This window comes from Streptomyces sp. NBC_01465, assembly GCF_036227325.1.
Classification (GTDB): domain Bacteria; phylum Actinomycetota; class Actinomycetes; order Streptomycetales; family Streptomycetaceae; genus Streptomyces.
Window position 1 is genome coordinate 1,599,672 of sequence record NZ_CP109467.1, and the last position, 24,505, is coordinate 1,624,176.

General features: G+C 69.3%; 21 protein-coding genes. 9 read left to right on the top strand and 12 right to left on the bottom strand.

The genetic code is table 11. The annotated features are described in order from the left end of the window. The first annotated feature begins 109 nt into the window (after window positions 1–109). Window positions 110–913, top strand: coding sequence for an aminoglycoside N(3)-acetyltransferase (locus OG707_RS07345; protein ID WP_329115612.1), 804 nt, complete (start codon window positions 110–112; stop codon window positions 911–913). Window positions 914–917: 4 nt separating this feature from the next. Here OG707_RS07345 and OG707_RS07350 read toward each other — a convergent pair whose 3' ends face one another. Beyond that, window positions 918–1,697: a formate/nitrite transporter family protein gene (locus OG707_RS07350; RefSeq protein ID WP_329115614.1), complete on the bottom strand. Its 780-nt coding sequence runs from the start codon at window positions 1,695–1,697 to the stop codon at window positions 918–920. A 145-nt stretch (window positions 1,698–1,842) separates the two neighbouring features. On the opposite strand from OG707_RS07350, the gene OG707_RS07355 reads away from it, so the two are divergent. From OG707_RS07355 to OG707_RS07365, 3 genes are read left to right on the top strand one after another with little or no spacing between them, the layout of a single operon-like run. Further along, on the top strand, window positions 1,843–2,769 hold the full coding sequence (locus OG707_RS07355) for an ABC transporter ATP-binding protein (RefSeq protein WP_329115616.1): 927 nt from the start codon (window positions 1,843–1,845) through the stop codon (window positions 2,767–2,769). Then, on the top strand, window positions 2,766–3,551 hold the full coding sequence (locus OG707_RS07360) for an ABC transporter permease (protein ID WP_329115618.1): 786 nt from the start codon (window positions 2,766–2,768) through the stop codon (window positions 3,549–3,551). The genes OG707_RS07355 and OG707_RS07360 overlap by 4 nt, the downstream gene beginning before the upstream one ends. Window positions 3,552–3,602: 51 nt before the next feature. Continuing rightward, the gene (locus OG707_RS07365) at window positions 3,603–4,601 is read left to right on the top strand and encodes a COX15/CtaA family protein (protein ID WP_329115620.1); all 999 of its coding nucleotides are present in this window, start codon (window positions 3,603–3,605) and stop codon (window positions 4,599–4,601) included. Between the two features lie 192 nt (window positions 4,602–4,793). Here OG707_RS07365 and OG707_RS07370 read toward each other — a convergent pair whose 3' ends face one another. The 3 genes from OG707_RS07370 to OG707_RS07380 are packed head-to-tail and all read right to left on the bottom strand — an operon-like array spanning window position 4,794 to window position 7,259. Further along, window positions 4,794–5,876, bottom strand: coding sequence for an amidohydrolase family protein (locus OG707_RS07370; protein WP_329115622.1), 1,083 nt, complete (start codon window positions 5,874–5,876; stop codon window positions 4,794–4,796). Window positions 5,877–5,928: 52 nt separating this feature from the next. Then, window positions 5,929–6,279, bottom strand: a complete 351-nt coding sequence (locus OG707_RS07375; RefSeq protein WP_329115624.1) for a hypothetical protein — start codon at window positions 6,277–6,279, stop codon at window positions 5,929–5,931. 26 nt (window positions 6,280–6,305) lie between these two features. Then, the gene (locus OG707_RS07380; protein WP_329115626.1) at window positions 6,306–7,259 is read right to left on the bottom strand and encodes a heme o synthase; all 954 of its coding nucleotides are present in this window, start codon (window positions 7,257–7,259) and stop codon (window positions 6,306–6,308) included. Window positions 7,260–7,580: 321 nt separating this feature from the next. On the opposite strand from OG707_RS07380, the gene tkt reads away from it, so the two are divergent. Genes tkt through pgl form a run of 5 tightly spaced genes read left to right on the top strand, consistent with a single transcriptional unit; the run spans window position 7,581 to window position 14,175 of the window. Next, entirely contained in the window at window positions 7,581–9,668 is a 2,088-nt protein-coding gene (tkt, locus tag OG707_RS07385) for a transketolase (protein WP_329115628.1), read from the top strand. A 35-nt stretch (window positions 9,669–9,703) separates the two neighbouring features. After that, window positions 9,704–10,822, top strand: coding sequence for a transaldolase (gene tal / locus OG707_RS07390; RefSeq protein ID WP_329115630.1), 1,119 nt, complete (start codon window positions 9,704–9,706; stop codon window positions 10,820–10,822). 4 nt (window positions 10,823–10,826) lie between these two features. Then, the gene (gene zwf / locus OG707_RS07395; RefSeq protein ID WP_329115632.1) at window positions 10,827–12,350 is read left to right on the top strand and encodes a glucose-6-phosphate dehydrogenase; all 1,524 of its coding nucleotides are present in this window, start codon (window positions 10,827–10,829) and stop codon (window positions 12,348–12,350) included. Continuing rightward, the gene (gene opcA / locus OG707_RS07400) at window positions 12,347–13,396 is read left to right on the top strand and encodes a glucose-6-phosphate dehydrogenase assembly protein OpcA (protein ID WP_329115634.1); all 1,050 of its coding nucleotides are present in this window, start codon (window positions 12,347–12,349) and stop codon (window positions 13,394–13,396) included. Before zwf ends, opcA begins: the two co-directional genes overlap by 4 nt. Beyond that, window positions 13,393–14,175, top strand: a complete 783-nt coding sequence (pgl, locus tag OG707_RS07405) for a 6-phosphogluconolactonase (RefSeq protein ID WP_329115636.1) — start codon at window positions 13,393–13,395, stop codon at window positions 14,173–14,175. Before opcA ends, pgl begins: the two co-directional genes overlap by 4 nt. Window positions 14,176–14,247: 72 nt before the next feature. Here pgl and pgi read toward each other — a convergent pair whose 3' ends face one another. The 8 genes from pgi to OG707_RS07445 form a co-directional block, all read right to left on the bottom strand. Next, window positions 14,248–15,900 (bottom strand): glucose-6-phosphate isomerase, encoded by a 1,653-nt coding sequence (gene pgi / locus OG707_RS07410; RefSeq protein WP_329127650.1) that lies wholly within the window; start codon window positions 15,898–15,900, stop codon window positions 14,248–14,250. A 57-nt stretch (window positions 15,901–15,957) separates the two neighbouring features. Continuing rightward, a complete protein-coding gene (locus OG707_RS07415; protein WP_329115637.1) occupies window positions 15,958–17,166 on the bottom strand; it encodes an MFS transporter in 1,209 nt (402 codons plus the stop codon). A 114-nt stretch (window positions 17,167–17,280) separates the two neighbouring features. Next, complete coding sequence (locus tag OG707_RS07420; RefSeq protein ID WP_007448238.1) at window positions 17,281–17,568, bottom strand: RNA polymerase-binding protein RbpA; 288 nt, start codon at window positions 17,566–17,568, stop codon at window positions 17,281–17,283. A 138-nt stretch (window positions 17,569–17,706) separates the two neighbouring features. Beyond that, window positions 17,707–17,937 carry a preprotein translocase subunit SecG gene (gene secG / locus OG707_RS07425; protein WP_329127665.1) on the bottom strand — a complete coding sequence of 77 codons (231 nt, stop codon included), beginning with the start codon at window positions 17,935–17,937 and terminating at the stop codon, window positions 17,707–17,709. A 137-nt stretch (window positions 17,938–18,074) separates the two neighbouring features. After that, complete coding sequence (tpiA, locus tag OG707_RS07430; protein WP_329115639.1) at window positions 18,075–18,854, bottom strand: triose-phosphate isomerase; 780 nt, start codon at window positions 18,852–18,854, stop codon at window positions 18,075–18,077. Between the two features lie 6 nt (window positions 18,855–18,860). Next, window positions 18,861–20,072 (bottom strand): phosphoglycerate kinase, encoded by a 1,212-nt coding sequence (locus OG707_RS07435; protein WP_329115641.1) that lies wholly within the window; start codon window positions 20,070–20,072, stop codon window positions 18,861–18,863. Between the two features lie 224 nt (window positions 20,073–20,296). After that, a complete protein-coding gene (gene gap / locus OG707_RS07440; RefSeq protein ID WP_329115643.1) occupies window positions 20,297–21,307 on the bottom strand; it encodes a type I glyceraldehyde-3-phosphate dehydrogenase in 1,011 nt (336 codons plus the stop codon). Window positions 21,308–21,514: 207 nt separating this feature from the next. Then, entirely contained in the window at window positions 21,515–24,463 is a 2,949-nt protein-coding gene (locus OG707_RS07445) for a M14 family metallopeptidase (RefSeq protein WP_329115645.1), read from the bottom strand. Window positions 24,464–24,505: the final 42 nt, after the last annotated feature.

The following is a 24,505-nucleotide window of genomic DNA, read 5'->3' on the forward strand; positions in this document are numbered from 1 at the left end:
TGCCCGATGCCGTGCATCACTTAGGGATACCTAACCTGACCTGCGAAAACGATCACTGCTCGATCAAATCGGTGGCGCGTCCCGGCCGGTCGGAGGAGACTTTCCGACCATGCCGACACCACCCCCGACCGGCCCTTTGTGCACCCGCGCGACCCTCGCCTCCGACCTGCGCGCCCTCGGCGTCGAGCCCGGCGAAACGCTGCTCGTCCACTCCTCCCTGAGCTCGCTCGGCTGGGTCTGCGGCGGGCGCGTCGCCGTCGTACAGGCCCTGCTGGACGCGCTCGGCCCCGACGGAACCCTGGTCGTCCCGGCACACACGGGCGACAACTCCGACCCCAAGGACTGGGGCAATCCGCCGGTCCCCGAGGAGTGGTGGCCCGCCGTCCGCGAGGCGACGCCCGCGTACGACCCGCTCACCACCCCCACCAGCGGCATCGGCGTGATCCCCGAGGCCGTACGCAGCTGGCCCGGCGCCCTGCGCAGTGCGCACCCGCAGACCTCCTTCGCCGCGGTGGGACCGGCGGCCGCGGTCCTCACGGCGGGCCATGCGCAGGACTGCATGCTCGGCGAGCGCAGTCCGCTGGCGCGGCTGGAGAAGGCGGACGCGCGCGTGCTGCTGCTCGGTGCGGGTTTCGACTCGTGTACGGCCTTCCACCTGGCCGAGTACCGGATTCCGTCGCCCGTGGCGGAGAACGGGCGCGCGGTGATGACACCGCAGGGCCGCCGCTGGGTGACCGTGCGCGAGACGTCGGTCTCCAGCGATCGCTTCGACGAGCTGGGCGCGGACTACGAGCGGGACCGGCCGGTGGTGCGGGGCACGGTCGGCGCGGCCACGGTGAGACTGTTCCCGCTGGCCGATGCGGTCGCGTACGCGGAGAAGTGGCTGCCCGTGCACCGGCCGGGCGACGTCTAGACGCCTAGCGGTCCACGGTCCGGCGGACGCCGCTGGTGAACCAGTAGACGGCCCCGACCAGCAGACCTCCGCCCACGATGTTGCCCGGCACGGCGAAGCTCAGATTGCGGAAGAGGTCGCCCCAGCCCGCGCTGCCGTCGAGGATCGCCAGGCTGTAGACGGCCATGTTGGCGACGCAGTGCTCGAAGCCGACGGCGACGAAGACCAGCACCGGCAGCCAGAGCACGAAGATCTTGGCGCCGTCACCCTTCGCCCGGGAGAACATCCACACGGCGAGGCAGACCAGCATGTTGCAGAGGACCGCGCGCCAGAAGATCTGACCGCCGGTCAGCGCGTTCTTGGCGGAGACCATCTCGGCGAGCATCGCGCGGGCGGACGGGGCGGCGGTCACACCCGAGGCGTGCACCATGGCACCGAAGGCCAGGGCGCCGGCCAGATTCCCGGCCAGCGAGACGGACCAGCTGAGGACCAGATCCCTGAGCCCGGTGCGTCCGGAGAGTGCGCCGACGAGCATCACCATCACATTGCTGGTGAAGAGCTGGGCGCCGGCGAACATCACCAGGGTCAGCGCGACCGGGAAGACCGCACCCTCCAACAGCCTCGCGGCGGCCGAGTGCTCGGCGACGAACGGCGATATCGCCACCAGGAGCAGGATCTCGCCGACGCCGATGTACGCGCCCGCGAGCATCGCCGAGACGAAGTAGCGCGGCGGTTTCCTCAGGTCGTGGGCCTTGTGCTCGGCCTGCCCGACGGTCGCCTCGATGCTCTCCGCGATGGTGATCACCCTTCGACGCTACGGCCGTAGGAGCGGTGTGAAGTACGGGGAACGACACCACCCTCAGAGTCTCGGGCCCCCTCTTTCCCGGGACCTCCGTCCCGGAGCCGTACCGCGTGCAAGCGGGCCCCGGAAGGTTCGTAGACTCGCAGGCATGAGCACAGACCCCGCCGTCGAGGTCCGCGGCCTCGTCAAGCGGTACGGAACGAAGACCGCGGTGAACGGCCTCGACCTCAGCGTCGCCACCGGCACCGTGACCGCCGTCCTCGGCCCCAACGGCGCCGGCAAGACCACCACCGTCGAGACCTGCGAGGGCTACCGCCGCGCGGACGCGGGCACGGTCCGCGTCCTCGGACTCGACCCGGTCGCCGACGCGGCGAAGCTCCGCCCGCGGATCGGCGTGATGCTCCAGTCCGGCGGCGTCTACTCCGGCGCCCGCGCCGACGAGATGCTCCGCCACATGGCGAAACTGCACGCGCACCCCCTCGACGTGGACGCGCTGATCGAGCGCCTGGGCCTGGAGAGCTGCGGCCGCACCACCTACCGCCGCCTCTCCGGCGGCCAGCAGCAGCGCCTCGCCCTCGCGATGGCCGTGGTCGGCCGCCCCGAACTGGTCTTCCTGGACGAGCCGACCGCGGGCCTGGACCCGCAGGCCCGCCGCTCGACCTGGGATCTCGTACGGGAACTGCGTACTGACGGTGTCACCACCGTCCTCACCACCCACTTCATGGACGAGGCCGAGCAGCTCGCCGACGACGTGGCGATCTTCGACGCGGGCCGGGTCATCGCCCAGGGCTCCCCCGAGGCGCTGTGCCGCGGCGGCGCGGAGAACACCCTGCGCTTCACCGGCCGCCCCGGTCTCGACCTCGGCTCGCTGCTGAAGGCACTCCCCGACGGCACGGCCGCCGCCGAACTCACCCCCGGCGCCTACCGGATCACCGGCCAGGTCGACCCGCAGCTCCTCGCGACGGTCACGTCGTGGTGCGCCCAGCACGGTGTGATGCCGGACGGGATCGCGGTCGAACGCCACACCCTCGAAGACGTCTTCCTGGAACTGACCGGCAAGGAGCTGCGCGCATGAGCGCCGGTATCTACACCCCGCAGCCCGGAGCTGCCCCGCTCCCCCGCATGATCGCGGCCCAGGCGTCCTTCGAGACGAAGATGCTCCTGCGCAACGGCGAGCAGCTGCTGCTGACGGTGATCATCCCGTCGCTCCTCCTGGTCCTCTTCTCCTCCGTCGACATCATCACTGTGCCTACTCAAACAGCGGGAGGGGCAGGCAAGTCCGTCGACTTCCTGGCCCCCGGCATCCTCGCCCTCGCCGTGATGTCCACCGCCTTCACCGGCCAGGCGATCGCGACCGGATTCGAGCGCCGCTACGGAGTCCTCAAGAGGCTCGGCGCCTCCCCGCTCCCCCGCTGGGCGCTGATGACCGCCAAGACCCTGGCCGTCCTGGTCACCGAGGTCCTGCAGATCGCCCTTCTCACCGTGATCGCCTTCGCGCTCGGCTGGTCCCCGCACGGCAACCCGGCCGCGGTCGTCCTCCTCCTGGTCCTCGGTACGGCGGCCTTCTCCGGCCTGGGTCTCCTCATGGCCGGCACCCTCAAGGCGGAGGCCACCCTCGCAGCGGCCAACCTGGTCTTCCTGCTGCTCCTGGTGGCGGGCGGGGTGATCGTCCCGATGGACAAGTTCCCCGGCGGCGTCCAGTCCGTACTGAATCTGCTGCCGATCTCGGCGCTCTCCGACGGCCTGCGCGACGTGCTGCAGCACGGGGCGTCGATGCCCTGGGGCGACCTCGGCATCCTCGCCGTCTGGGCGGTTCTCGGCCTGGGCGCGGCTGCCCGATTCTTCCGCTGGGAGTAAGTAAGTACCCCTAGTGAAAGCGTGCACAAGCGTTCCGCCTACGATGTCCCCGTGCCAAAGCTGACCCGAGCCGAAGTCGCTCAAGCCGTGCGAAACCCGCTCGCCTTCATCGCCGACCGCTGGACCCCCGATCCCCGGACCGTCCAGCGGGCCGCCATGGCAGCCCTCGTGATGGCTGTCGCGATCGTCGTCACGGGCGGCGCGGTGCGCCTGACGGGCTCCGGCCTCGGCTGCCCGACCTGGCCCAAGTGCACCGACCAGTCGCTCACCACGACCAGTGAGATGGGCTTCCACGGGATCATCGAGTTCTCCAACCGGATGCTCACGTACGTCCTGTGCGCGGCCGTCGGCTGGGCGATCATCGCGGCCCGCGCGGCCGAGCCCTGGCGGCGCGACCTGACCCGCCTCGGCTGGACCCAGTTCTGGGTCGTCATGGGCAATGCGGTGCTCGGCGGCATCGTGGTGCTGGTCGGTCTCAACCCGTACACCGTGGCCGCGCACTTCCTGCTCTCCACGGCCCTGATCGCGATCGCCGTCGTCACCTGGCAGCGCACCCGCGAGGGCTCCGCGGCACCCCGCCCCCTGGTGGGCAAGGCGGTCGTCCAGCTCACCTGGCTGCTCACCGCCGCGGCGGGCGCGCTCATCGCGGTCGGTACGGTCGTCACGGGCGCCGGCCGCCACGCGGGCGACTCCAGCGACGTGAAGCGCATCCCGCTCGACTGGACGATGATCGCCCAGCTGCACGCCGACCTCGCCTGGCTCGTGGTGGCCCTGTCGGTCGCGCTCTGGTTCGTACTGAAGGCGGTCGACGCACCGATCGGCCCGCGCAGGCGCGCCCGCGACCTCTTCCTGATCCTGATGTTCCAGGGTGTCCTCGGCTACATCCAGTACTTCACCAAGACCCCCGAAGTCCTGGTCGGGCTGCACATGTTCGGCGCCTGCCTGGTCTGGATCGGTGTGGTGCGCGTCCTGCTGTCGCTGCGCGAGCGGCCGACGGCGGACACCGAGATCCCGTCCCAGTCGGACAGCTCGGCGCTCTCCTCCGTCTGAGGACCCGCAGCACGCAAGAAGCCCCGCCCTCCGAGTGGAAGGCGGGGCTCTTCTCAGCTCTGGGGGCGGCTGCCGTGGTTCGCACGGTGCTTGCGCCGGGCCCTCTTCTTACGACGTCGTTTGGAGGACATCCCGCTTCCTTCCTGAAGACGGCAGCTGACCGGAATCCATGATTCCACCGACACGCGTCCCTCACGACTCGAGCCCGTAGACCCGCCGGGCATTGCCCGCGGCGATCATCCCGGCGACGCGTACGGCGTCCGTACGCGACCAGGCCCCGTCCCGCACCCAGTCCCCGAGGACCCGCTCCAGCGCCTCCCGGAAGATCCGCGCGCCCACCACGTGCAGCTCGGGGACCCCGTAGCCGCCGCTGGAGAAGAGCAGTTTCCCGAACGGCGCGAGCTCCAGGATCTCCGCGAGCACGGCGGCGGCCCGCGCCCCGGTGTGCGCGAGGGCGGGGCCCAGATCGGCGTACACATGCGGGTAAATGCTCGCCAGATGCGCGGCCTGGCGGTGGTACGGATAGCCGTGCAGCAGCACCAGATCGGTGCCGAGTCCGGTCGCGGCCGCGGCGAAATCGGTGAGCAGCAGCGGATCGCCGACCCCCACCTGCAGCTGCAGCGGCAGCCCCGAGGCGACGGCGTTCCAGAGCAGATGCCGCAGCAGTACGGGGTCCTTGAGTCGCCCCCCGACCTGCCGCCCGGCCAGCCAGCGCCCCGCCGCACCGCGCACCTCACCGGGTCCCGGCGGTTCGGGCGCCAGGGCGGGACCATGCCGTACACAGGCGACGGAGGTGAAGGCGACCGCGGTGCAGGACGCCGCGTGCACCGCCTCGGCGAGGTTGGCGAGGAAGGACTCGACGGTGCCGGAGGTGTCGGCGACCTGCTCGGCCAGTAATTCGAGCCGTACGATCTCGCGCGCGTCCGCGCCCCCGGCCGCCGCCATCTCACCGGGCCCGGTGAGGTCCCCCGGCATCCCGGTGTCGACGAGATAGGTGGAGACGCCCGTGCCGCGCAACAGCCGCCGCCCCGACTCCACGACCCCGAGCTCCCTGCGGCGCGCGAGATAGCGGGCCGGCGGGCAGTGCGGTTCGAGGCCGAGCAGCGGCGGGCACCAGCGCCGCACCGCGAACCCGGTCTGGGTGTCGAAGTAGGTGGTGCCCGGGGCGGGCGGGCCCGTGGTCCTGCCGAGATACGACTCGAAGGTGCCGAGCCCGAGCTCCGTACGGAGGACGCCGTGGCAGTACTGGTCCACCAGGGACGGCGTTTCGATCATCCGGACTCCCGTAGTGGACTGTGCTTCCACAGTCCTAACGGGTGAGGGCGCCTCAGGTGTTGCTCGGGCCGCCGACCTGAATGCCGGCCATACGCGTCCACTCGTACGGACCGGTGCGCACCTTGGCCGCGAACTCCCCGTCGAAGTCCTCGTGAACGGTGACTCCGGCCTTCTCGGTGGCGCTCTGCGCGAGGGCGTAGGTGGGTGCGACCAGGTCGCCCCACTCCCCGTCCTCGCCGACGAGCACGATGCGCGCGCCCTTCTGCCCGATGTACGCGACCTGCGCCTCGGCGCCGCCGTGCGACGCAGAGAACGCCTGGATCTGCTTCGCGAGCCTGGCGGCCCTGCGCTCGTCCTTGGCGGCCTGCTTCTCGGCCTTCTCGTCTACCTGGGTCTCAGCCATGACGGCATGCTACTCGCGAGTAGTGATCAGCGCAGGAAGGGGTCCACGGCCACGGCGATGAACAGCAGCGACACATAGGTGATCGACCAGTGGAACAGCCGCATCTCCTTGAGCTTCGCGCCCGTCACTCCGCCCTTGGCGCGGGACTGCAGCCCGTGCGCCTCCCAGAGCCAGAAGCCTCCGGCGAGCAGGGCGACCGACGTGTAGAACCAGCCGGTGTAGCCGAGCGGGGTCAGCAGCAGCGAGACGGCGACCATCACCCAGCTGTAGATGACGATCTGACGGGCCACGACCCGGTTGGAGGCGACGACGGGCAGCATGGGAACGCCCACACGCGCGTAGTCCTCCTTGACCTTCATGGAGAGCGGCCAGTAGTGCGGCGGCGTCCAGAAGAACATCACCATGAAGAGGATGACCGGGGCCCACGACATCGAATTGGTCACCGCGGACCAGCCGATGAGCACCGGCAGACAGCCGGCGATGCCGCCCCAGACGATGTTCTGCGAGGTGCGGCGCTTCAGGATCATCGTGTACACGACGACGTAGAAGAGCAGCGCGCCCAGCGCGAGCGCCGCCGAGAGCCAGTTGACCAGCAGCCCGAACCAGAGGGTCGAGATCACTGCGAGTGCGAAGCCGAAGGCCAGACATTCACGCGGTGACACCATCCCGGTGACCAGCGGACGCTGCGAGGTGCGGTCCATCAGCGCGTCGATGTCGCGGTCGATGTACATGTTCAGCGCGTTGGCGCCGCCCGCCGACAGATAGCCGCCGATGCAGGTCGCCAGAACCAGCCAGAGCTGGGGCACACCCTGCTCTGCCAGGAACATCACCGGCACCGTGGTGATCAGCAGCAGTTCGATGATCCGCGGCTTGGTCAGCGCCACGAATGCCTTGACGCGGGCCCCGAATGGCCGATGGGCCCCCGGGCTGGGAGTCAAGACGACCCCTGCGGGTCGGGACTCGAGCGCCGTCACGCACACCCCTGACAGAGAATTCCCAGCAAGTCCCCGTAGTTTCCGGGCGTGAAGGCCCGGTAAAGACTTGCGCTTACCACGCCACTCTAGACGTTGCCCATACGCCGTTCTTCGCGGGGGTGGGCTCGTGTTGGAGCGCGCTCGGCACGGGACGAATCGCTCGCCGACAGGCGAAGTGCGCCCGTTGCCCGCACCCTGGCTGTGACTGTCTTTTCCCGACAGGCACTCGAAATTTTGCGCGTTCCGGCGGGGGTAGGCTCGACAGCGCCCGGTGCGCCCTCAGTCACCGGGACACTAAAAACATGTGGAGAGGAGCCCTGACCCAGGGTGAGCACCAAGCCGACCACCACAGACCTCGAGTGGACCGAATTGGACCAGCGGGCCGTTGACACGGCACGCGTCCTGGCCGCGGACGCCGTACAGAAGGTCGGCAACGGCCATCCCGGTACGGCCATGAGCCTGGCCCCGGCCGCCTACACCCTCTTCCAGAAGGTGATGCGGCACGACCCGGCGGACGCCGACTGGACCGGCCGCGACCGGTTCGTCCTCTCTGCGGGACACTCGTCCCTGACCCTCTACACCCAGCTGTACCTGGCCGGTTTCGGCCTGGAGCTGGACGACCTGAAGGCCTTCCGCACCTGGGGCTCCAAGACCCCCGGTCACCCGGAGTACGGCCACACCACGGGCGTCGAGACGACCACCGGGCCGCTCGGCCAGGGTGTCGCCAACGCCGTGGGCATGGCGATGGCCGCCCGCTACGAGCGCGGCCTGTTCGACCCGGAGGCCGCCCAGGGCACCTCCCCGTTCGACCACTTCGTCTACGCCATCGCCGGTGACGGCTGCCTCCAGGAGGGCATCTCCGCGGAGGCGTCCTCGATGGCCGGGCACCAGAAGCTCGGCAACCTCGTCCTTCTCTGGGACGACAACCACATCTCGATCGAGGGCGACACGGAGACCGCGGTCTCCGAGGACACCGTGAAGCGCTACGAGGCGTACGGCTGGCACGTCCAGCGCGTGGCGCCCAAGCCGGACGGCGACCTCGACCCCGAGGCCCTGTACAACGCGATCGAGGCCGCGAAGGCGGTGACGGACAAGCCGTCCTTCATCGCGATGCGCTCGATCATCGCCTGGCCCGCCCCGAACGCCCAGAACACCGAGGCCGCGCACGGCTCGGCGCTCGGCGACGACGAAGTCGCGGCCACGAAGCGCGTGCTCGGCTTCGACCCGGAGAAGACCTTCGAGGTCTCCGAGGCGGTCATCGGCCACACCCGTGAGGCGCTCGACCGCGGCCGCGAGGCCAAGGCCGAGTGGGAGAAGTCCTTCGCCGCCTGGCGCACCGCCAACCCGGAGCGCGCAGCCGAGTTCGACCGCATCAACGCGGGCGAGCTCCCGGCGGGCTGGGAGGAGAAGCTCCCCTCCTTCGAGACCGGCAAGGCCGTCGCGACGCGTGCCGCGTCCGGCAAGATCCTGCAGGCGCTCGGTGCGGTCATCCCCGAGCTGTGGGGCGGCTCCGCCGACCTCGCGGGCTCGAACAACACCACCATCGACAAGACGTCGTCGTTCCTCCCCGCGGGCAACCCGCTCCCCGAGGCCGACCCGTACGGCCGGACGATCCACTTCGGCATCCGCGAGCACTCCATGGCCGCGGAGATGAACGGCATCGCCCTGCACGGCCACACGCGCATCTACGGCGGCACCTTCCTGGTGTTCTCCGACTACATGCGCAACGCGGTCCGTCTCTCGGCGCTGATGCACCTTCCGGTGACGTACGTCTGGACGCACGACTCCATCGGTCTCGGCGAGGACGGCCCGACGCACCAGCCGGTCGAGCACATCGCCTCGCTGCGCGCCATCCCGGGCCTCAACGTCGTCCGCCCCGCGGACGCCAACGAGACGGCGATCGCCTGGCGCGAGATCCTGCGCCGCGGCAAGAAGGACTTCGGCAAGAGCGCCCCGCACGGCCTCGCGCTGACCCGCCAGGGCGTTCCGACGTACGACGCCAACGAGGATGCCGCCAAGGGCGGTTACGTCCTCTTCGACGCCGACGGCGGCGAGCCGCAGGTCGTCCTGATCGGCACCGGCTCCGAGGTGCAGCTCGCCGTCGAGGCGCGCGAGCAGCTCCAGGCGGCAGGGGTTCCGACCCGGGTCGTCTCGATGCCGTGCGTCGAGTGGTTCGACGCGCAGGACCAGGGGTACCGGGACTCGGTCATCCCGCCGTCCGTCAAGGCGCGCGTCGCGGTCGAGGCCGGTATCGGTCTGACCTGGCACCGCTTCGTCGGTGACGCGGGCCGGATCGTCTCGCTGGAGCACTTCGGTGCCTCGGCCGACGCCAAGGTCCTCTTCCGCGAGTTCGGTTTCACCGCGGACGCGGTTGCCTCCGCTGCCCGGGAATCGATCGCCGCAGCCCAGCGCTGACGCCAGTACACGATCAAACAGGAGATGCAACTCTCATGACAGACGCACTCAAGCGCCTCTCCGACGAAGGCGTCGCGATCTGGCTCGACGACCTGTCGCGCAAGCGCATCACGTCCGGCAATCTGGCCGAGCTGATCGACGAGAGCCACGTGGTGGGTGTCACCACCAACCCGTCGATCTTCCAGAAGGCGATCTCGAGCGGTGACGGTTACGAGCAGCAGCTCACCGACCTCGCCGCCCGCAAGGTCACCGTCGAAGAAGCCATCCGCATGATCACGACGGCTGACGTGAGGGACGCCGCCGACATCCTGCGCCCGGTCTTCGACTCCTCGGCCGGCCAGGACGGCCGGGTCTCCATCGAGGTCGACCCGCGCCTGGCCCACAACACGGCGGCCACGGTCGCCGAGGCCAAGCAGCTGGCCTGGCTGGTGGACCGCCCGAACACGCTCATCAAGATCCCGGCGACGAAGGCCGGCCTGCCGGCGATCACCGAGGTCATCGGCAAGGGCATCAGCGTCAACGTCACGCTGATCTTCTCGCTGGAGCGCTACCGCGAGGTCATGGACGCCTACCTGGCGGGCCTGGAGAAGGCGAAGGCCGCGGGCCTCGACCTCTCCAAGATCCACTCGGTGGCCTCCTTCTTCGTGTCCCGTGTGGACACCGAGATCGACAAGCGCCTCGACGGCCTGGGCACCGACGAGGCCAAGGGCCTCAAGGGCAAGGCGGCGCTGGCCAACGCGCGGCTCGCGTACGAGGCGTACGAAGAGGTCTTCGCCTCCGTGCGCTGGGCGGCCCTGGACAAGGCGCAGGCCAACAAGCAGCGTCCGCTGTGGGCCTCGACCGGCGTCAAGGACCCGTCGTACAAGGACACGCTGTACGTCGACGACCTCGTCGCGCCCAACACGGTGAACACCATGCCGGAGGCGACCCTCGAGGCCACCGCCGACCACGGCCAGATCACCGGCAACACCATCGCCGGCACGTACGAGCAGGCCCGCGCCGAGCTCGACGCCGTCGAGAAGCTCGGGATCAGTTACGACGACGTCGTACAGCTCCTGGAGGACGAGGGCGTCGAGAAGTTCGAGGCGGCCTGGATTGACCTGCTCAAGTCGACCGAGGCAGAGCTCAAGCGCCTCGCCCCCTCGGAGGGCTGAAACCTTGTCAAGCAGCAATCCGCTGCGTGACGCCGCGGACCGACGGCTCCCGCGTATCGCGGGGCCGTCGGGCCTGGTGATCTTTGGCGTCACGGGCGATTTGTCCCGTAAAAAGTTGATGCCCGCCGTCTACGACCTCGCCAACCGCGGGCTGCTCCCGCCGGGCTTCTCGCTCATCGGGTTCGCCCGCCGCGAGTGGCAGGACGAGGACTTCGCGCAGGAGGTGCACGACTCCGTCAAGGAGCACGCGCGCACCCCCTTCCGCGAGGAGGTCTGGCAGCAGCTCATCCAGGGGATGCGCTTCGTCCAGGGCACGTTCGACGACGACAACGCGTTCGAGCAGCTCAAGGCGACCATCCAGGAGCTCGACAAGGCGCAGGGCACGGGCGGCAACTTCGCCTTCTACCTGTCCGTCCCGCCGAAGTTCTTCCCCTCCGTCGTCCAGCAGCTGAAGAAGCACGGGCTGGCCGACCAGAAGGAAGGCTCCTGGCGCCGCGCGGTCATCGAGAAGCCCTTCGGTCACAACCTCGAGAGCGCCCAGGAGCTCAACAAGGTCGTGCACGAGGTCTTCCCGCCGCACGAGGTCTTCCGTATCGACCACTACCTCGGCAAGGAGACCGTCCAGAACATCCTGGCGCTCCGCTTCGCCAACACCCTGTTCGAGCCGATCTGGAACAGGTCGTACGTCGACCACGTCCAGATCACCATGGCGGAGGACATCGGCATCGGCGGCCGTGCCGGGTACTACGACGGCATCGGCGCAGCCCGTGACGTCATCCAGAACCACCTCCTCCAACTGCTCGCGCTGACCGCGATGGAGGAGCCCGCCTCCTTCGACGCCGACGCGCTGGTCGCGGAGAAGACCAAGGTCCTCGGCGCTGTGAAGCTGCCCAAGGACCTCGGCAAGGAGACGGTGCGCGGCCAGTACGCGGCCGGCTGGCAGGGCGGCGAGAAGGCCGTCGGCTACCTCCAGGAAGACGGCATCGACCCCAAGTCGAAGACCGACACCTACGCCGCGGTCAAGCTGGAGATCGACAACCGTCGCTGGGCGGGCGTCCCGTTCTATCTCCGTACGGGCAAGCGCCTCGGCCGCCGCGTCACCGAGATCGCGGTCGTCTTCCAGCGCGCCCCGCACTCCCCCTTCGACCACACGGCGACGGAGGAGCTGGGCCAGAACGCGATCGTCATCCGCGTCCAGCCCGACGAGGGCATCACGATGCGCTTCGGCTCCAAGGTGCCCGGCACCGCGATGGAGATCCGGGACGTGTCGATGGACTTCGCGTACGGCGAGTCCTTCACCGAGTCCAGCCCCGAGGCGTACGAGCGGCTCATCCTCGATGTGCTCCTCGGCGACTCCAACCTCTTCCCGCGGCTGGAGGAGGTCGAGACCTCCTGGCGCATCCTCGACCCGATCGAGGAGTACTGGGACGCCCACGGCAAGCCCGCGCAGTACGAGTCGGGCACCTGGGGACCTGTCGAGGCGGACGAAATGCTCGCACGAGACGGACGGAGCTGGCGGCGCCCATGAAAATCGACCTGACCGAAACCACGGCCAGCAAGGTCAACAAGGCCCTCGTGCAGGGGCGCCGCGCGATCGGCACCCCGGCCGTCGGCATGGTGCTGACCCTCGTCATCGTCACCGACGAGGAGAACGCCTACGACGCGCTCAAGGCCGCCAACGACGCCTCGCGCGAGCACCCTTCGCGCACCCTGGTCGTCATCAAGCGGGTCTCGCGCTCGCCGCGCGACCGCGCCAAGGCGCGCCTCGACGCCGAGGTGCGGGTGGGCTCGGACGCGGGCACCGGTGAGACGGTCGTCCTGCGGCTGTACGGCGAAGTCCTGCACCACGCCCAGTCGGTGGTCCTGCCGCTGCTGCTGCCCGATGCCCCCGTGGTCGTCTGGTGGCCGGTGAACGCACCGCTGGACCCGGCGAAGGACCCGCTCGGTGCACTGGCCCAGCGCCGTGTCACCGACTCGTACGCCGCCGAGCAGCCGATCCACGAGCTGACCGCGCGCGCCGCGACGTACACCCCGGGCGACACCGACCTGTCGTGGTCGCGCATCACCCCGTGGCGTTCGATGCTCGCCGCTGCCCTTGACCAGGTGGCCGCGAAGATCACCGCGGTCGAGGTGGAGGGCGAGGAGTTCAATCCGAGCTGCGAGCTGCTCGCCATGTGGCTGGCCGAGCGCCTCGGCGTTCCGGTACGCCGCACGATCTCGGCGGGCCCCGGACTCACGGCCGTACGGCTGGAGTCGGACCACGGCCCGATCGTCCTCGACCGTGCCGACGGCTCGCTGGCCACGCTCTCCATGCAGGGCCAGCCGGACCGTGCGGTGGCGCTGAAGCGGCGCGAGACCTCGGAGCTGCTCGCCGAGGAGCTGCGCCGGCTCGACCCGGACGACACCTATGCGGCCGCGCTGGCGTACGGCGTCGACCGGCTGGGCGAGACCAGTGCCGCGGCGGTGCCGGCCGAGTCCGACGAGAAGCCTGTCGTCTCCGAGGCCCAGTCCGTCGCGGCGAAGAAGACCGCCGCGAAGAAGGCTGCTCCGGCCAAGAGGGCGGCGTCGAAGTGAGTGCTGTTCCGCAACTTGTCGTCCACCGCGACAAGGAGCTGATGGCGCAGGCCACGGCGGCCCGGCTGATCACGAAGATCCTGGACGCCCAGGCTTCGCGCGGCTCGGCGTCCGTGGTCCTCACGGGCGGCCGCAACGGCAACGGTCTGCTGGCCGCCCTGGCCTCCTCGCCGGCCCGGGACGCGATCGACTGGTCGCGCCTGGACCTGTGGTGGGGCGACGAGCGGTTCCTGCCCGAGGGCGATCCGGAGCGCAATGTCACGCAGGCCCGTGAGGCCCTGCTGGACGCCGTTCCGCTCGACCCGAAGCGGGTGCACGCGATGGCGGCCTCCGACGGCGAGTTCGGCAACGACGTGGAGGCCGCGGCCGCCGCGTACGCCGCCGAACTGGCCGCCGCGGCGGGCCCGGAAGACCATGGTCCGGTCCCGACGTTCGATGTTCTGATGCTGGGGGTCGGCCCGGACACGCATGTGGCCTCGCTCTTCCCCGAGCTCCCTGCCGTACGGGAGACCGAGCGCACCGTGGTCGGTGTGCACGGCGCCCCGAAGCCGCCGCCCGTCCGCATCTCGCTGACGCTGCCCGCCATCCGGGCGGCGCGTGAGGTATGGCTGCTGGCGGCGGGTGCGGACAAGGCGGGGGCGGCAGCTGTCGCCCTGTCCGGCGCCGGGGAGATCCAGGCGCCCGCAGCGGGTGCGTACGGCCGCAGCAGGACGCTGTGGCTGCTGGACTCGGCAGCGGCTTCCGAACTGCCGCCGCAGCTCTACCCGCCGACCGCCTAGCGGTCGCTGCAACGCGGACCGGCCCGCACTCCCCGAGGGGAGTGCGGGCCGGTCTTCTGTTTGCGGGACCTGTCAACGGCCGCGCAGAGCGCGGTACTTCGAGACAAGCGCCGCGGTGGAACTGTCCAGCTGCTCGCCGCCGGTGCCCTCGACCAGGACCGGCTCGACCTTCTTGGCGAGGACCTTGCCGAGCTCGACTCCCCACTGGTCGAAGGAGTCGATGTTCCAGATGGCGCCCTGGACGAACACCTTGTGCTCGTACAGTGCGATCAGCTGGCCGAGCACGGACGGGGTGAGGTTCTCCGCCAGGATCGTGGTCGTCGGGTGGTTGCCCTTGAACGTCTTGTGCGGCACGAGCTCCTCGGCCACGCCCTCGGCCCGTACCTCCTCGGGCGTCTTGCCGAAGGCCAGGGCCTGCGTCTGGGCGAAGAAGTTGGCCATCAGCAGGTCGTGCTGGGCGACCAGTCCGGGCTGGAGGTCGGCGACCGGGCGGGCGAAGGCGATGAAGTCCGCCGGGATCACCTTGGTGCCCTGGTGGATCAACTGGTAGTACGCATGCTGCCCGTTGGTGCCCGGCGTGCCCCAGACGACCGGCCCGGTCTGCCACTGGACCGGGTTGCCGTCGCGGTCGACGGACTTGCCGTTGGACTCCATGTCGAGCTGCTGGAGGTAGGCCGTGAACTTGGAGAGGTAGTGCGAGTACGGCAGGACCGCGTGCGACTGGGCGTCGAAGAACGCCCCGTACCAGACGCCCAGCAGGCCGAGCAGCAGCGGCACGTTCTCCTCGGCGGGGGCGGTGCGGAAGTGCTCGTCGACGAGGTGGAAGCCGTCGAGCATCTCGCGGAAGGCCTCCGGGCCGATGGCGATCATCAGCGAGAGGCCGATGGCGGAGTCGAAGGAGTACCGCCCGCCGACCCAGTCCCAGAACTCGAACATGTTCGCCGTGTCGATGCCGAAGTCGGAGACCTTCTCGGCGTTGGTCGACAGCGCCACGAAGTGCTTGGCGACGGCGTCCTGATCGGCCTTCAGCTCGGTGAGGAGCCAATTGCGCGCGGAGGTGGCGTTGGTGATGGTCTCGATGGTGGTGAAGGTCTTGGACGCGATGATGAACAGCGTCTCGGCCGCGTCCAAGTCCCGTACGGCCTCGTGGAGATCGGCGCCGTCGACGTTGGAGACGAAGCGGACCGTGAGCCCGCGGTCGGTGAAGGAGCGCAGCGCCTCGTACGCCATCGCGGGACCGAGGTCGGAGCCCCCGATGCCGATGTTGACGACGTTCTTGATGCGCTTGCCGGTGTGCCCGGTCCACTCCCCCGACCTGACCCGCTCCGAGAAGCCGGCCATCTTGTCGAGCACGGCGTGCACGCCCGGGACGACGTTCTCCCCGTCCACCTCGACCACGGCACCGCGCGGGGCGCGCAGCGCGGTGTGCAGGACGGCACGGTCCTCGGTGGTGTTGATCTTCTCGCCGCGGAACATGGCGTCCCGCAGCTCCGCGACCCCGGTCGCCGCGGCCAGCTCACGGAGCAGGCCGAGCGTCTCGTCGGTCACCAGGTGCTTGGAGTAGTCGAGATACAGGTCGCCGACCTGCAGGGTCCAGCCGCTGCCGCGGCCCGGATCGGCGTCGAACAGCTCCCGCAGATGGGTCTCGCCCAGCTGCTCCCGGTGCTTGCCCAAGGCAGTCCACTCGGGCATCTGGTTGAGCTTGGTGCGGCCTTCTGCGTTCATCTCGGACATCAGTCCATTCTTCTCGAACCTGCGTACATGCCCCGCTGCACATCCAACCTAAAGGATCTGACGTGCAAGTGACGCGACGGCAGCCACGAAGAGGCCGGCCGCCATGAGGGCGGGTGTGTTCAGTCCCCAGGCGGCGGCCACGAAGCCGCCGATCAGCGCACCGACCGGGGCTCCGCCCGTCGAGAGCGTACGAAAGGCCGAGCTGATCCGGCCGACCATCGCCTCCGGGCTGCGCTGCTGCATCAGCGTCACCTGGTTCACGTTCCACACCATCCCGCATATTCCGAACACCGCCATGGCCGCGATCGTTACCCAGAGCTCGCGGACGGTTCCCATGGCCGCCAGGCAGCAGCACTGGACCGTCCCTGCGGCGAAGACGCTCCGCATCCGCCCGATGCGCTCCGCGAGCCTGCGCGCCAGGAGCCCGCCGAGCAGGCTGCCCGCCCCGTATCCGGTGATGGCCGCCGCATAACCGGCCTGTGCGGCCCCGAGCCACCCCGTGACCTGGAGGACCAGCGTGGCGATGAGGGCGCCCATGCCGATGTTGCAGAGCGTGGTCGCGACACAGAGCGCGCGCAGCGTCCTGTCGTGCCACAGCACCCGTATCCCCTCGGCGATGTCCCCGCGCAGGGTGGCTCCCGCGGCCCTGGGCGGCCGCTCGGGGGCCGCGAGGCGCAGGGAGGCGACCAGGGCGGCCGCCAGGACGTACGAGGAGGCGTCGACGGCGTACGGCACGGCCGCGCCCGCCACCAGGAGCACCGGCACCAGCGGTGCGGCCACGAAGCCGCCCACGATCTGCTGTGCGGTCATCAGCCGGGCATTGGCGCTGCCCAGTGCGTCCGTGGGCACCAGGGAGGGCAGCAGGGCGGTCGCGGCGTTGTCGAAGAGCGTCTGGAGGGTGGTGAGCGCGAAGGCCAGCGCGATCAGCAGGGCGATCGACGCATGGCCCAGACCCACCGCCACCGCGAAGCCGGCCATCAGCGCGCCCCGCACCAGGTCGACGGACCACATGGCCCGCCGCTGGTCCACCCGGTCGGCGATCGCACCGCCGAGCAGCCCGAACAGCAGCCAGGGCAGATAGCCGCAGACCGTCACCAACGACACCAGAACCGGGTCGCGCGTCAACGAGGCGGCGAGCAGCGGCATCGCGGCGGTGCGCAGCGAGTCGCCGAACTTGGAGACGACGGCCGCGCTCCACAGCCGCCCGAACCCCCCGCGCCAGGCCGGCGCCCTCACCTCTGCAACCGCTGTTGTCACAACTTCCCCTCCCGGTCCGCTTCTTCACGACCGTAAGGGGTGCCACTGACAACGCGGCCTTCAACGCGGTCCGGCCGGACACCCCTTGAGGTGTCCGGCCGGACCGGTACGTCGTTAGATCTCGCCCCGCAGCTTCGCGAGTGCCTCGGCGAGGATCGCCTCGCCGTCCGCATCGCTGCGCCGCTCCCGTACGTACGCGAGGTGCGTCTTGTACGGCTCGGTGCGCGGCGGGTCCGGCGGGTTGTCGCGGTCCTGGCCGGCCGGGAACCCGCAGCGCGGGCAGTCCCAAGTCTCCGGAACCTGTGCGTCGCTGGCGAAGCTCGGCTGCGTCTCGTGCCCGTTCGAGCACCAGAAGGAGATGCGGAGACGCGGCGCGGACTCGCCCCGCTCGGCCTCACCCATCGGCCCCGCGCCGACCCGGCTGCCCCGGATCGCGTTGCCACTTGCCACGGTGTAACTCCCTGCGTGATGGTGCTCGAAGATGCCCCAGTCTACGTAAGGCCCAACGCACGTCCAGCGATTGGAGTTACTCGCAGCTCATCAGCTGTCGAGCTTCATGACCAGACCCAGTACGACAATGCACGCGAACCAGAGCAGACCCACCACCACGGTGATGCGGTCGAGGTTGCGCTCGGCGACCGAGGAGCCGCCGACGGACGACTGCATTCCGCCACCGAACATGTCGGAAAGACCGCCGCCCTTCCCCTTGTGCATCAGCACGAGCAGCATCAGCAGCAGGCTGAAGACAATCAGGGCGATCGAGAAGCCCATAACCACGGCTGAACCAACTTCCTCGGACTCGGACAGGTGCTGTAACAGGTGCCTGAAAAATACTGCGGGGGCCGGGCGGCTGTTGTCCAGCCTGCTCGGCCCCCGCAAGGGTACGACGGATCCGCGCTACCGCATACTCACTGGTCGCGGAAGCGGACGATCTTGACGAACTCTTCGGCGTCGAGCGCCGCGCCGCCGATCAGGGCGCCGTCCACGTCGGGCTGCGCCATGATCGCCGCGACGTTGCCGGACTTGACGCTGCCGCCGTACTGGATACGGACCGCGTCGGCCAGCTCCTGCGAGTACAGCTCGGCAAGACGGACGCGGATCGCCCCGCAGACCTCCTGAGCGTCCTCGGGGGTGGCGACCTCGCCGGTGCCGATCGCCCAGACCGGCTCGTAGGCGATGACGATGGACTCGGCCTGCTCGGCCGGGATGTCCTTCAGGCCGCCGTCGAGCTGCGCGAGGGTGTAGGCGACCTGGTTTCCGGCCTTGCGGATGTCCAGGCCCTCGCCGACGCAGAGGATCGGGGTCAGGCCGTGCTTGTACGCGGCCTTCACCTTGGCGTTGCAGACCTCGTCGTTCTCGGCGTGGTACTGGCGGCGCTCGCTGTGGCCGACGGCCACGTACGTGCACTTCAGCTTGGCCAGCATCGGGCCCGAGATCTCACCGGTGTACGCACCGGAGTCCTGCGCCGAGATGTCCTGGGCGCCGTACTTGATCTTGAGCTTGTCGCCGTCGACCAGGGTCTGCACGGAGCGCAGGTCGGTGAAGGGCGGCAGGACCGCGACCTCTACGGCGTCGTAGTCCTTGTCGGCGAGCGCGAACGCGAGCTTCTGGACGTGGGCGATGGCCTCGAGGTGGTTGAGGTTCATCTTCCAGTTGCCCGCCATCAGCGGGGTGCGGGTGGTGCTCATGGAAAGTCAGCCCTCCAGGGCGGCGAGGCCGGGGAGCGTCTTGCCCTCGAGGTACTCGAGGCTTGCGCCGCCACCGGTCGAGATGTGGCCGAAAGCGTTCTCGTCGAAGCCCAGGATGCGGACCGCGGCGGCGGAGTCGCCACCGCCGACGACGGTGAACGCCGGGGAGTCGAGGAGCGCCTGGGCGACTGCCTTGGTGCCCTCGGCGTAGTCGGGGTGCTCGAAGACGCCCATCGGACCGTTCCAGAAGACGGTTTCCGCGTCGGCGAGCTTCGATGCGTACAGCTTGCGGGTCTCGGGACCGATGTCCAGACCCTCCTGGTCGGCCGGGATGGCGTCCGCGGCGACCGTGGTGGGGTTGGCCGGGGTCTTGCCCTTGAGGTCGGGGAACTCCGTGGAGACCAGGACGTCGACGGGGAGCACGAACTCCACACCCTTGGCCTTGGCGCGCTCCAGGTACTCCAGGACGACGGGGACCTGGTCCTCCTGCAGCAGCGAGATGCCGACCTCGTGGCCCAGGGCCTTGAGGAAGGTGTACGCCATGCCGCCGCCGATCAGGATCCGGTCGGCCTTCTCCAGGAGGTGGTCGATGACCCCGAGCTTGTCGGAGACCTTGGCGCCGCCGAGGACGACCGCGTACGGGCGCTTGACGTCCGAGGTGAGCTTCTTGAGGACGCCGACCTCGGTGGCGATGAGGTAGCCCGCGTAGTGGGGCAGCCGCGCCGGGAGGTCGAAGACGGAGGCGTGCTTGCGGTGCACGGCGCCGAAGCCGTCGCCGACGTACACGTCCGCGAGGGCGGCCAGCTGGTCCGCGAACTCGCCGCGCTCGGTGTCGTCCTTCGACGTCTCGCCGGCGTTGAACCGCAGGTTCTCGATGACGGCGACCTGGCCGGGCTCGAGTCCGTTCACCGCGTCGTGCGCGGCGGGGCCGACCGTGTCCTGTGCGAACGCGACCGGGGCGCCCAGGAGTTCACCGAGGCGCTCGGCGGCCGGGAGGAGGGAGAACGCCGGGTCCGGGGCGCCCTTGGGGCGGCCGAGGTGCGAGGCCACGACGACCTTCGCGTCGGCGGCCAGCAGCGCCTTGACCGTCGGGAGGACGGCGCGGATACGGCCGTCGTCGGTGATGGTGGTGCCGTCGAGAGGCACGTTGAGGTCGGCGCGGACGAATACCCGCTTCCCGGCGACCCCTTCACTGAGGAGTTGGTCGATCGTCTTCATATTTCGACTCCTAGAGGGCTGCGCGACTTTCGGCGAAGCGCACAGCAACCGTCAATTGAGTAACCCCTACGGCGAGCAACCACATCCGCGAGAGCGGCGGCGGTTTAGCCGCAAAAGGGAGCCTCCTCGTGAGGCCTGATCACGTTAATCAACACATACAACAGGGCCCGGACGGCGCGACGTTGCGCCAGACCCGAGCCCTGCTGCTCACTGCTTGGTGGTGCTTAGAGCTGGCCGCCGACGAAGACGGTCAGGTCGACCAGGCGGTTCGAGTAGCCCCACTCGTTGTCGTACCAGCCGAGGATCTTCACCGTCGTGCCTTCCTGAACCATGGTCAGGGAGGAGTCGAAGGTGCAGGACGACGGGTCGCTCACGATGTCCGAGGAGACGATCGGGTCCTCGGTGTAGGTGAGGAAGCCCTTGAGGTCGCCGTCGTCGGCGGCCTTCTTGAACGCGGCGTTGACCTCGTCCTTGGTGACCTCGCGCTGCAGCGTGACGACCAGGTCGGTCGCCGAGCCCGTCGGGACCGGCACGCGCATGGCGATGCCGTCGAGCTTGCCCGCCAGCTGCGGGAGGACCAGGGCGGTGGCCTTGGCGGCACCCGTCGTGGTCGGGATGATGTTCTCGGCGGCGGCGCGGGCGCGACGCAGGTCCGAGTGCGGGAAGTCCAGGATGCGCTGGTCGTTGGTGTACGCGTGGACCGTCGTCATCAGGCCCTTGACGATGCCGAAGTTCTCGTCGAGAACCTTGGCCATCGGCGCCACACAGTTGGTGGTGCAGGAGGCGTTGGAGATGACGTGGTGGTTGGCCGCGTCGTACTTGTCCTGGTTGACGCCCATCACGATGGTGATGTCCTCGTCCTTGGCCGGAGCCGAGATGAGGACCTTCTTGGCGCCACCCGCGATGTGCTTCTCGGCGTCGGCCTTCTTGGTGAAGATGCCGGTCGACTCGATGACGATGTCGACGCCCAGCTGACCCCAGGGGATGTCGGCCGGGTTGCGCTCCGAGAGCACCTTGATGGTGTGGCCGTCGACCGTGATGGTGTCGGCGGTGTGCGTCACCTCGGCCTTGAGACGGCCCAGGATGGTGTCGTACTTGAGCAGGTGCGCCGTGGTCGCAGTGTCACCCAGGTCGTTGACAGCCACGATCTCGATGTCCGCACCCTGCTCAAGGAGCGCGCGGAAGTAGTTGCGCCCGATGCGGCCAAAGCCGTTGATGCCTACGCGGATCGTCACGAACCGATCTCCTCGTTGGTACGCCGGATTTTGACTGCCGGCGAGTTGTATAGGGATGTCCCCGACCGCCACTGACCCTACCTCCCCAAAGCCCCCAAGGTGACATCGAGCGGGCCGTACGGGGGGACCGTGCACGGCACGGCGACCCGTACCCATCAGTAGGGTCACGGGCCGCCGCGGCCTTCCGGGACTTAGGTCCCCTCTTTGTCAGCGCAGGCTCGTCAGCGCCTTCCCGACGAGCTTCGCGCGGTCCGCCGCGCTCGGTACGTGCTCCAGGCCGAAGCCGAGGAGCACGGTGTCGCGGGTGGTGACTGCTCCGTACGTCTTGAAGAGCTCACCGGTGCGCACCCAGTCGTTGGTGACGGGCGGGCTGCCCGCGGGCGGGCCCGGGACGGTCCAGGCGCCGAGGGAGGTCTCGAAGCCCTCGGTCTCGGTGGCCTGGCCGCCGACGACGACCGAGGCGTTGTCCGCGAGGACTCCGTGGCCGCCGGTGCCCGGGTCGGTGATGTAGCTCAGGGACACCTCGACCTTCTTGCCCGCGTAGGCGCTGAGGTCGAAGGAGACCGGCTGCCAGCCCGCGGAGGCGCCGGTGAAGCTGTTCCAGGCGCCGCTGGTGCCGGACGCCGTGCAGCCGGTGGAGGTCTGCGTCAGATAGCGCTTGAGGGCGGGGTGCTCCTTGATGTAGAAGCCGGCCCCGCACTCGGCGGGAACGGCGTTGCTGGTGGCGCCACCCGTGTCGGGCAGGGTGGTCCAGTCCTCGGCCCCTGCCGTGTGGGCTTCGAGCACCGCGTTGTCGTAGCCGGGCTCGGTGTCCCACAGCAGCTGGAAGTTGAGCTTGGGTGCGTCGGCGGCGGTGACGTTGGTGAGGTCGACGGTGTGGGTGAGGCGCTTCCAGGCGTCGTCCGTGTGGATCGCGGCCGCCATCCCGGTGCCCTCGTAGGGGCCGTAGGGGTTGATCGTCCCGGCGAACTGGCCCGCTCCCGCGCTCGCGAACTGCGGATAGGTGGCGACGGGCAGGTTGTCGGAGGTGATGCTGTACGACCCTGCCGCGTCCAGCGGGTTGCCGGGCGCGCCGGCGAGTGCACCGGTGTAGCCGTTCAGCGCACCGGAGCCGGTGAAGCCGGTGGCTCCCGCCGAGGACGTACGCGAGTAGGCGCCGAGGTAGTACTGGCTGAAGTCGTCGGTGCGGGTGTCGCCGATGTTGACGGATCCGCCCGCCTGTTCACCCGCCTCGATCAGCTTGCCGCCCTCGTTGAGGTAGTCGCGCAGGGCGAGTTGGGTGGCGAGACCGGGGCGCGGGGCGCCGGTGTAGTGCACGACGGTGCGGAAGTGGTCGAGCACCGCGAGCGCGTCGGGCGCGCCCTGGGTGGCGACGTCCCAGACCAGGGGCTTCTTGCCGTTGGCCTTCAGGGCGTCGACGTACGCCTGGGACTGCTGGGCGGTCGCACCCTCCTCGGCCACGACGAGGGTGTCGGCGCGGGGAATCGAGGCCACGGTGTAGGTGAAGTGCTCGCTGGAGGTGCGCTTTCCGTGTGCGGTGCGGCCGGTGTACCAGACCTCGACCTTGTCGCCCGGGTCGGCGTCCTCGACGGTGGCGCGGTAGTCGTTGAAGTAGAGGTTGTCCTTGCCGCCGTAGGTCTCACCGCCCTTCCAGGTCTTGAGGTCCTCGTCGTGCGTACGGCCGCCGTTGATGCGGTAGTTGAGCTCCTTGTCCCGTACGGACTTGCGGGCGACGACGTTGACCTGCTGGTCGCCGCCGCGCGCGTAGGACGTGGTGAAGGTGGCCGGGGTGAAGTCTGCGGCGCTCAGGCCGACCGAGGACGACGGCTGGTCGGGGTGGGACGCGGTCTCGGCGACGGAGAGGGCGAAGGGGATGTTCTTGGCGAACTCGTCCTGGATCAGCTTCTCGTCGTCGGGGTAGTCGAAGACGGACCCGCAGTCCTCGGGCTTCCAGGCGTCATTGGGGTCGATCGCCGACGCCGTCTGGCAGGTGCTCATCTCGGGGGTGAACATCGCCACGCCGTTGACGTTGCCCGCGTGTCCGTCGGCCTCGCCGTTGGTGGTGTAGAGCTCGGAGGAGACCTGCGGGTGGTAGCCGGGGATCGCCGAGTTCTCGGGGGTGCCGGCGAGCGCCTTGTAGAGCACGTCGTCGGGGGTGGGGGTGGCCACCTGCCAGCCGACTCCGTACAGCAACAGCTCTGCGGCGGAGTGGTAGTTGATCGCGTACTTGAAGCCGACGCGCTTCTCGAAGGCGTCGAGCGCCTTGGTCTCGGGCTCGGAGCCCGGTGCCGTGCCGCGGTAGGTCTCGTTGGCGGGGCTGGGGGACGAACCCTCGTCGTCGTAGCCCCACTTGTAGGCGAAGTTGCGGTTGAGGTCGACACCGTCACCGGTGGCGATCACGCCGTCGCCGTTGTTGTCGTGCAGGTTCTTGCGCCACTCCCGGTCGCCGTCGGCCTTGAAGGTGTAGTCGTAGCCGTCGGGGTTGGCGGAGAGCACGAACCAGAGTTCGGTGGAGTCGACGAGCTTCGTGATCTGCTTGTTCTTGCCGTAGTTGTCCAGGTAGTAGTGCATCAGCCGCCGGGTCATCTCCGGGGTGATCCACTCACGCGCGTGCTGGTTCGACATGTACAGCACGGAGGGTTTCGAGCCGTCCTTGGTCTTCTTTGCGTTCTTGGAGAGCTTGAGCGCGAGGATGTCCTGGCCCTGGACGGTCTTGCCGATGGAGACGACCTTGGTGAGGTTCGGGTTGGCCTGGCCGGTCTTGACGATCTCCTCCTGGAGATTGCCCTTTCCGCTGTACGGGCGGAACACACCGTCGCTGGCGGCCTCCTGGGCACCGAGCGCCTTCGCCGAGACCTTGTGCTCGGTGAGGTCGACGCCCTTCTTCTCGAGCTGCCCGGCCTGTTTGTCGGTGAGGTAGACCTCGACCTCGGCCTTGCCCTGCTTCGGTGCCTGCTGACTCAGTTCCTGGCCGTCCTGGCCGGCCGCGAGCAGCAGGGGTATCTGTTCCTTGGTGACCTGAGCATGGAAAACCTTGATGGCGTCGGACCCCGGATCGGGTGTCTTCGCGCCACTGGCCTGGGCGACGGGTGCGGCCGCCAGACCGGCTACCAGCAGTGAAGCCGCGGCGAGGATCGATCTCGCTCTGCGTCTCATGAGCCCCCCTTGCTGTTGTCTGCCACGTACGTGGACAGACGC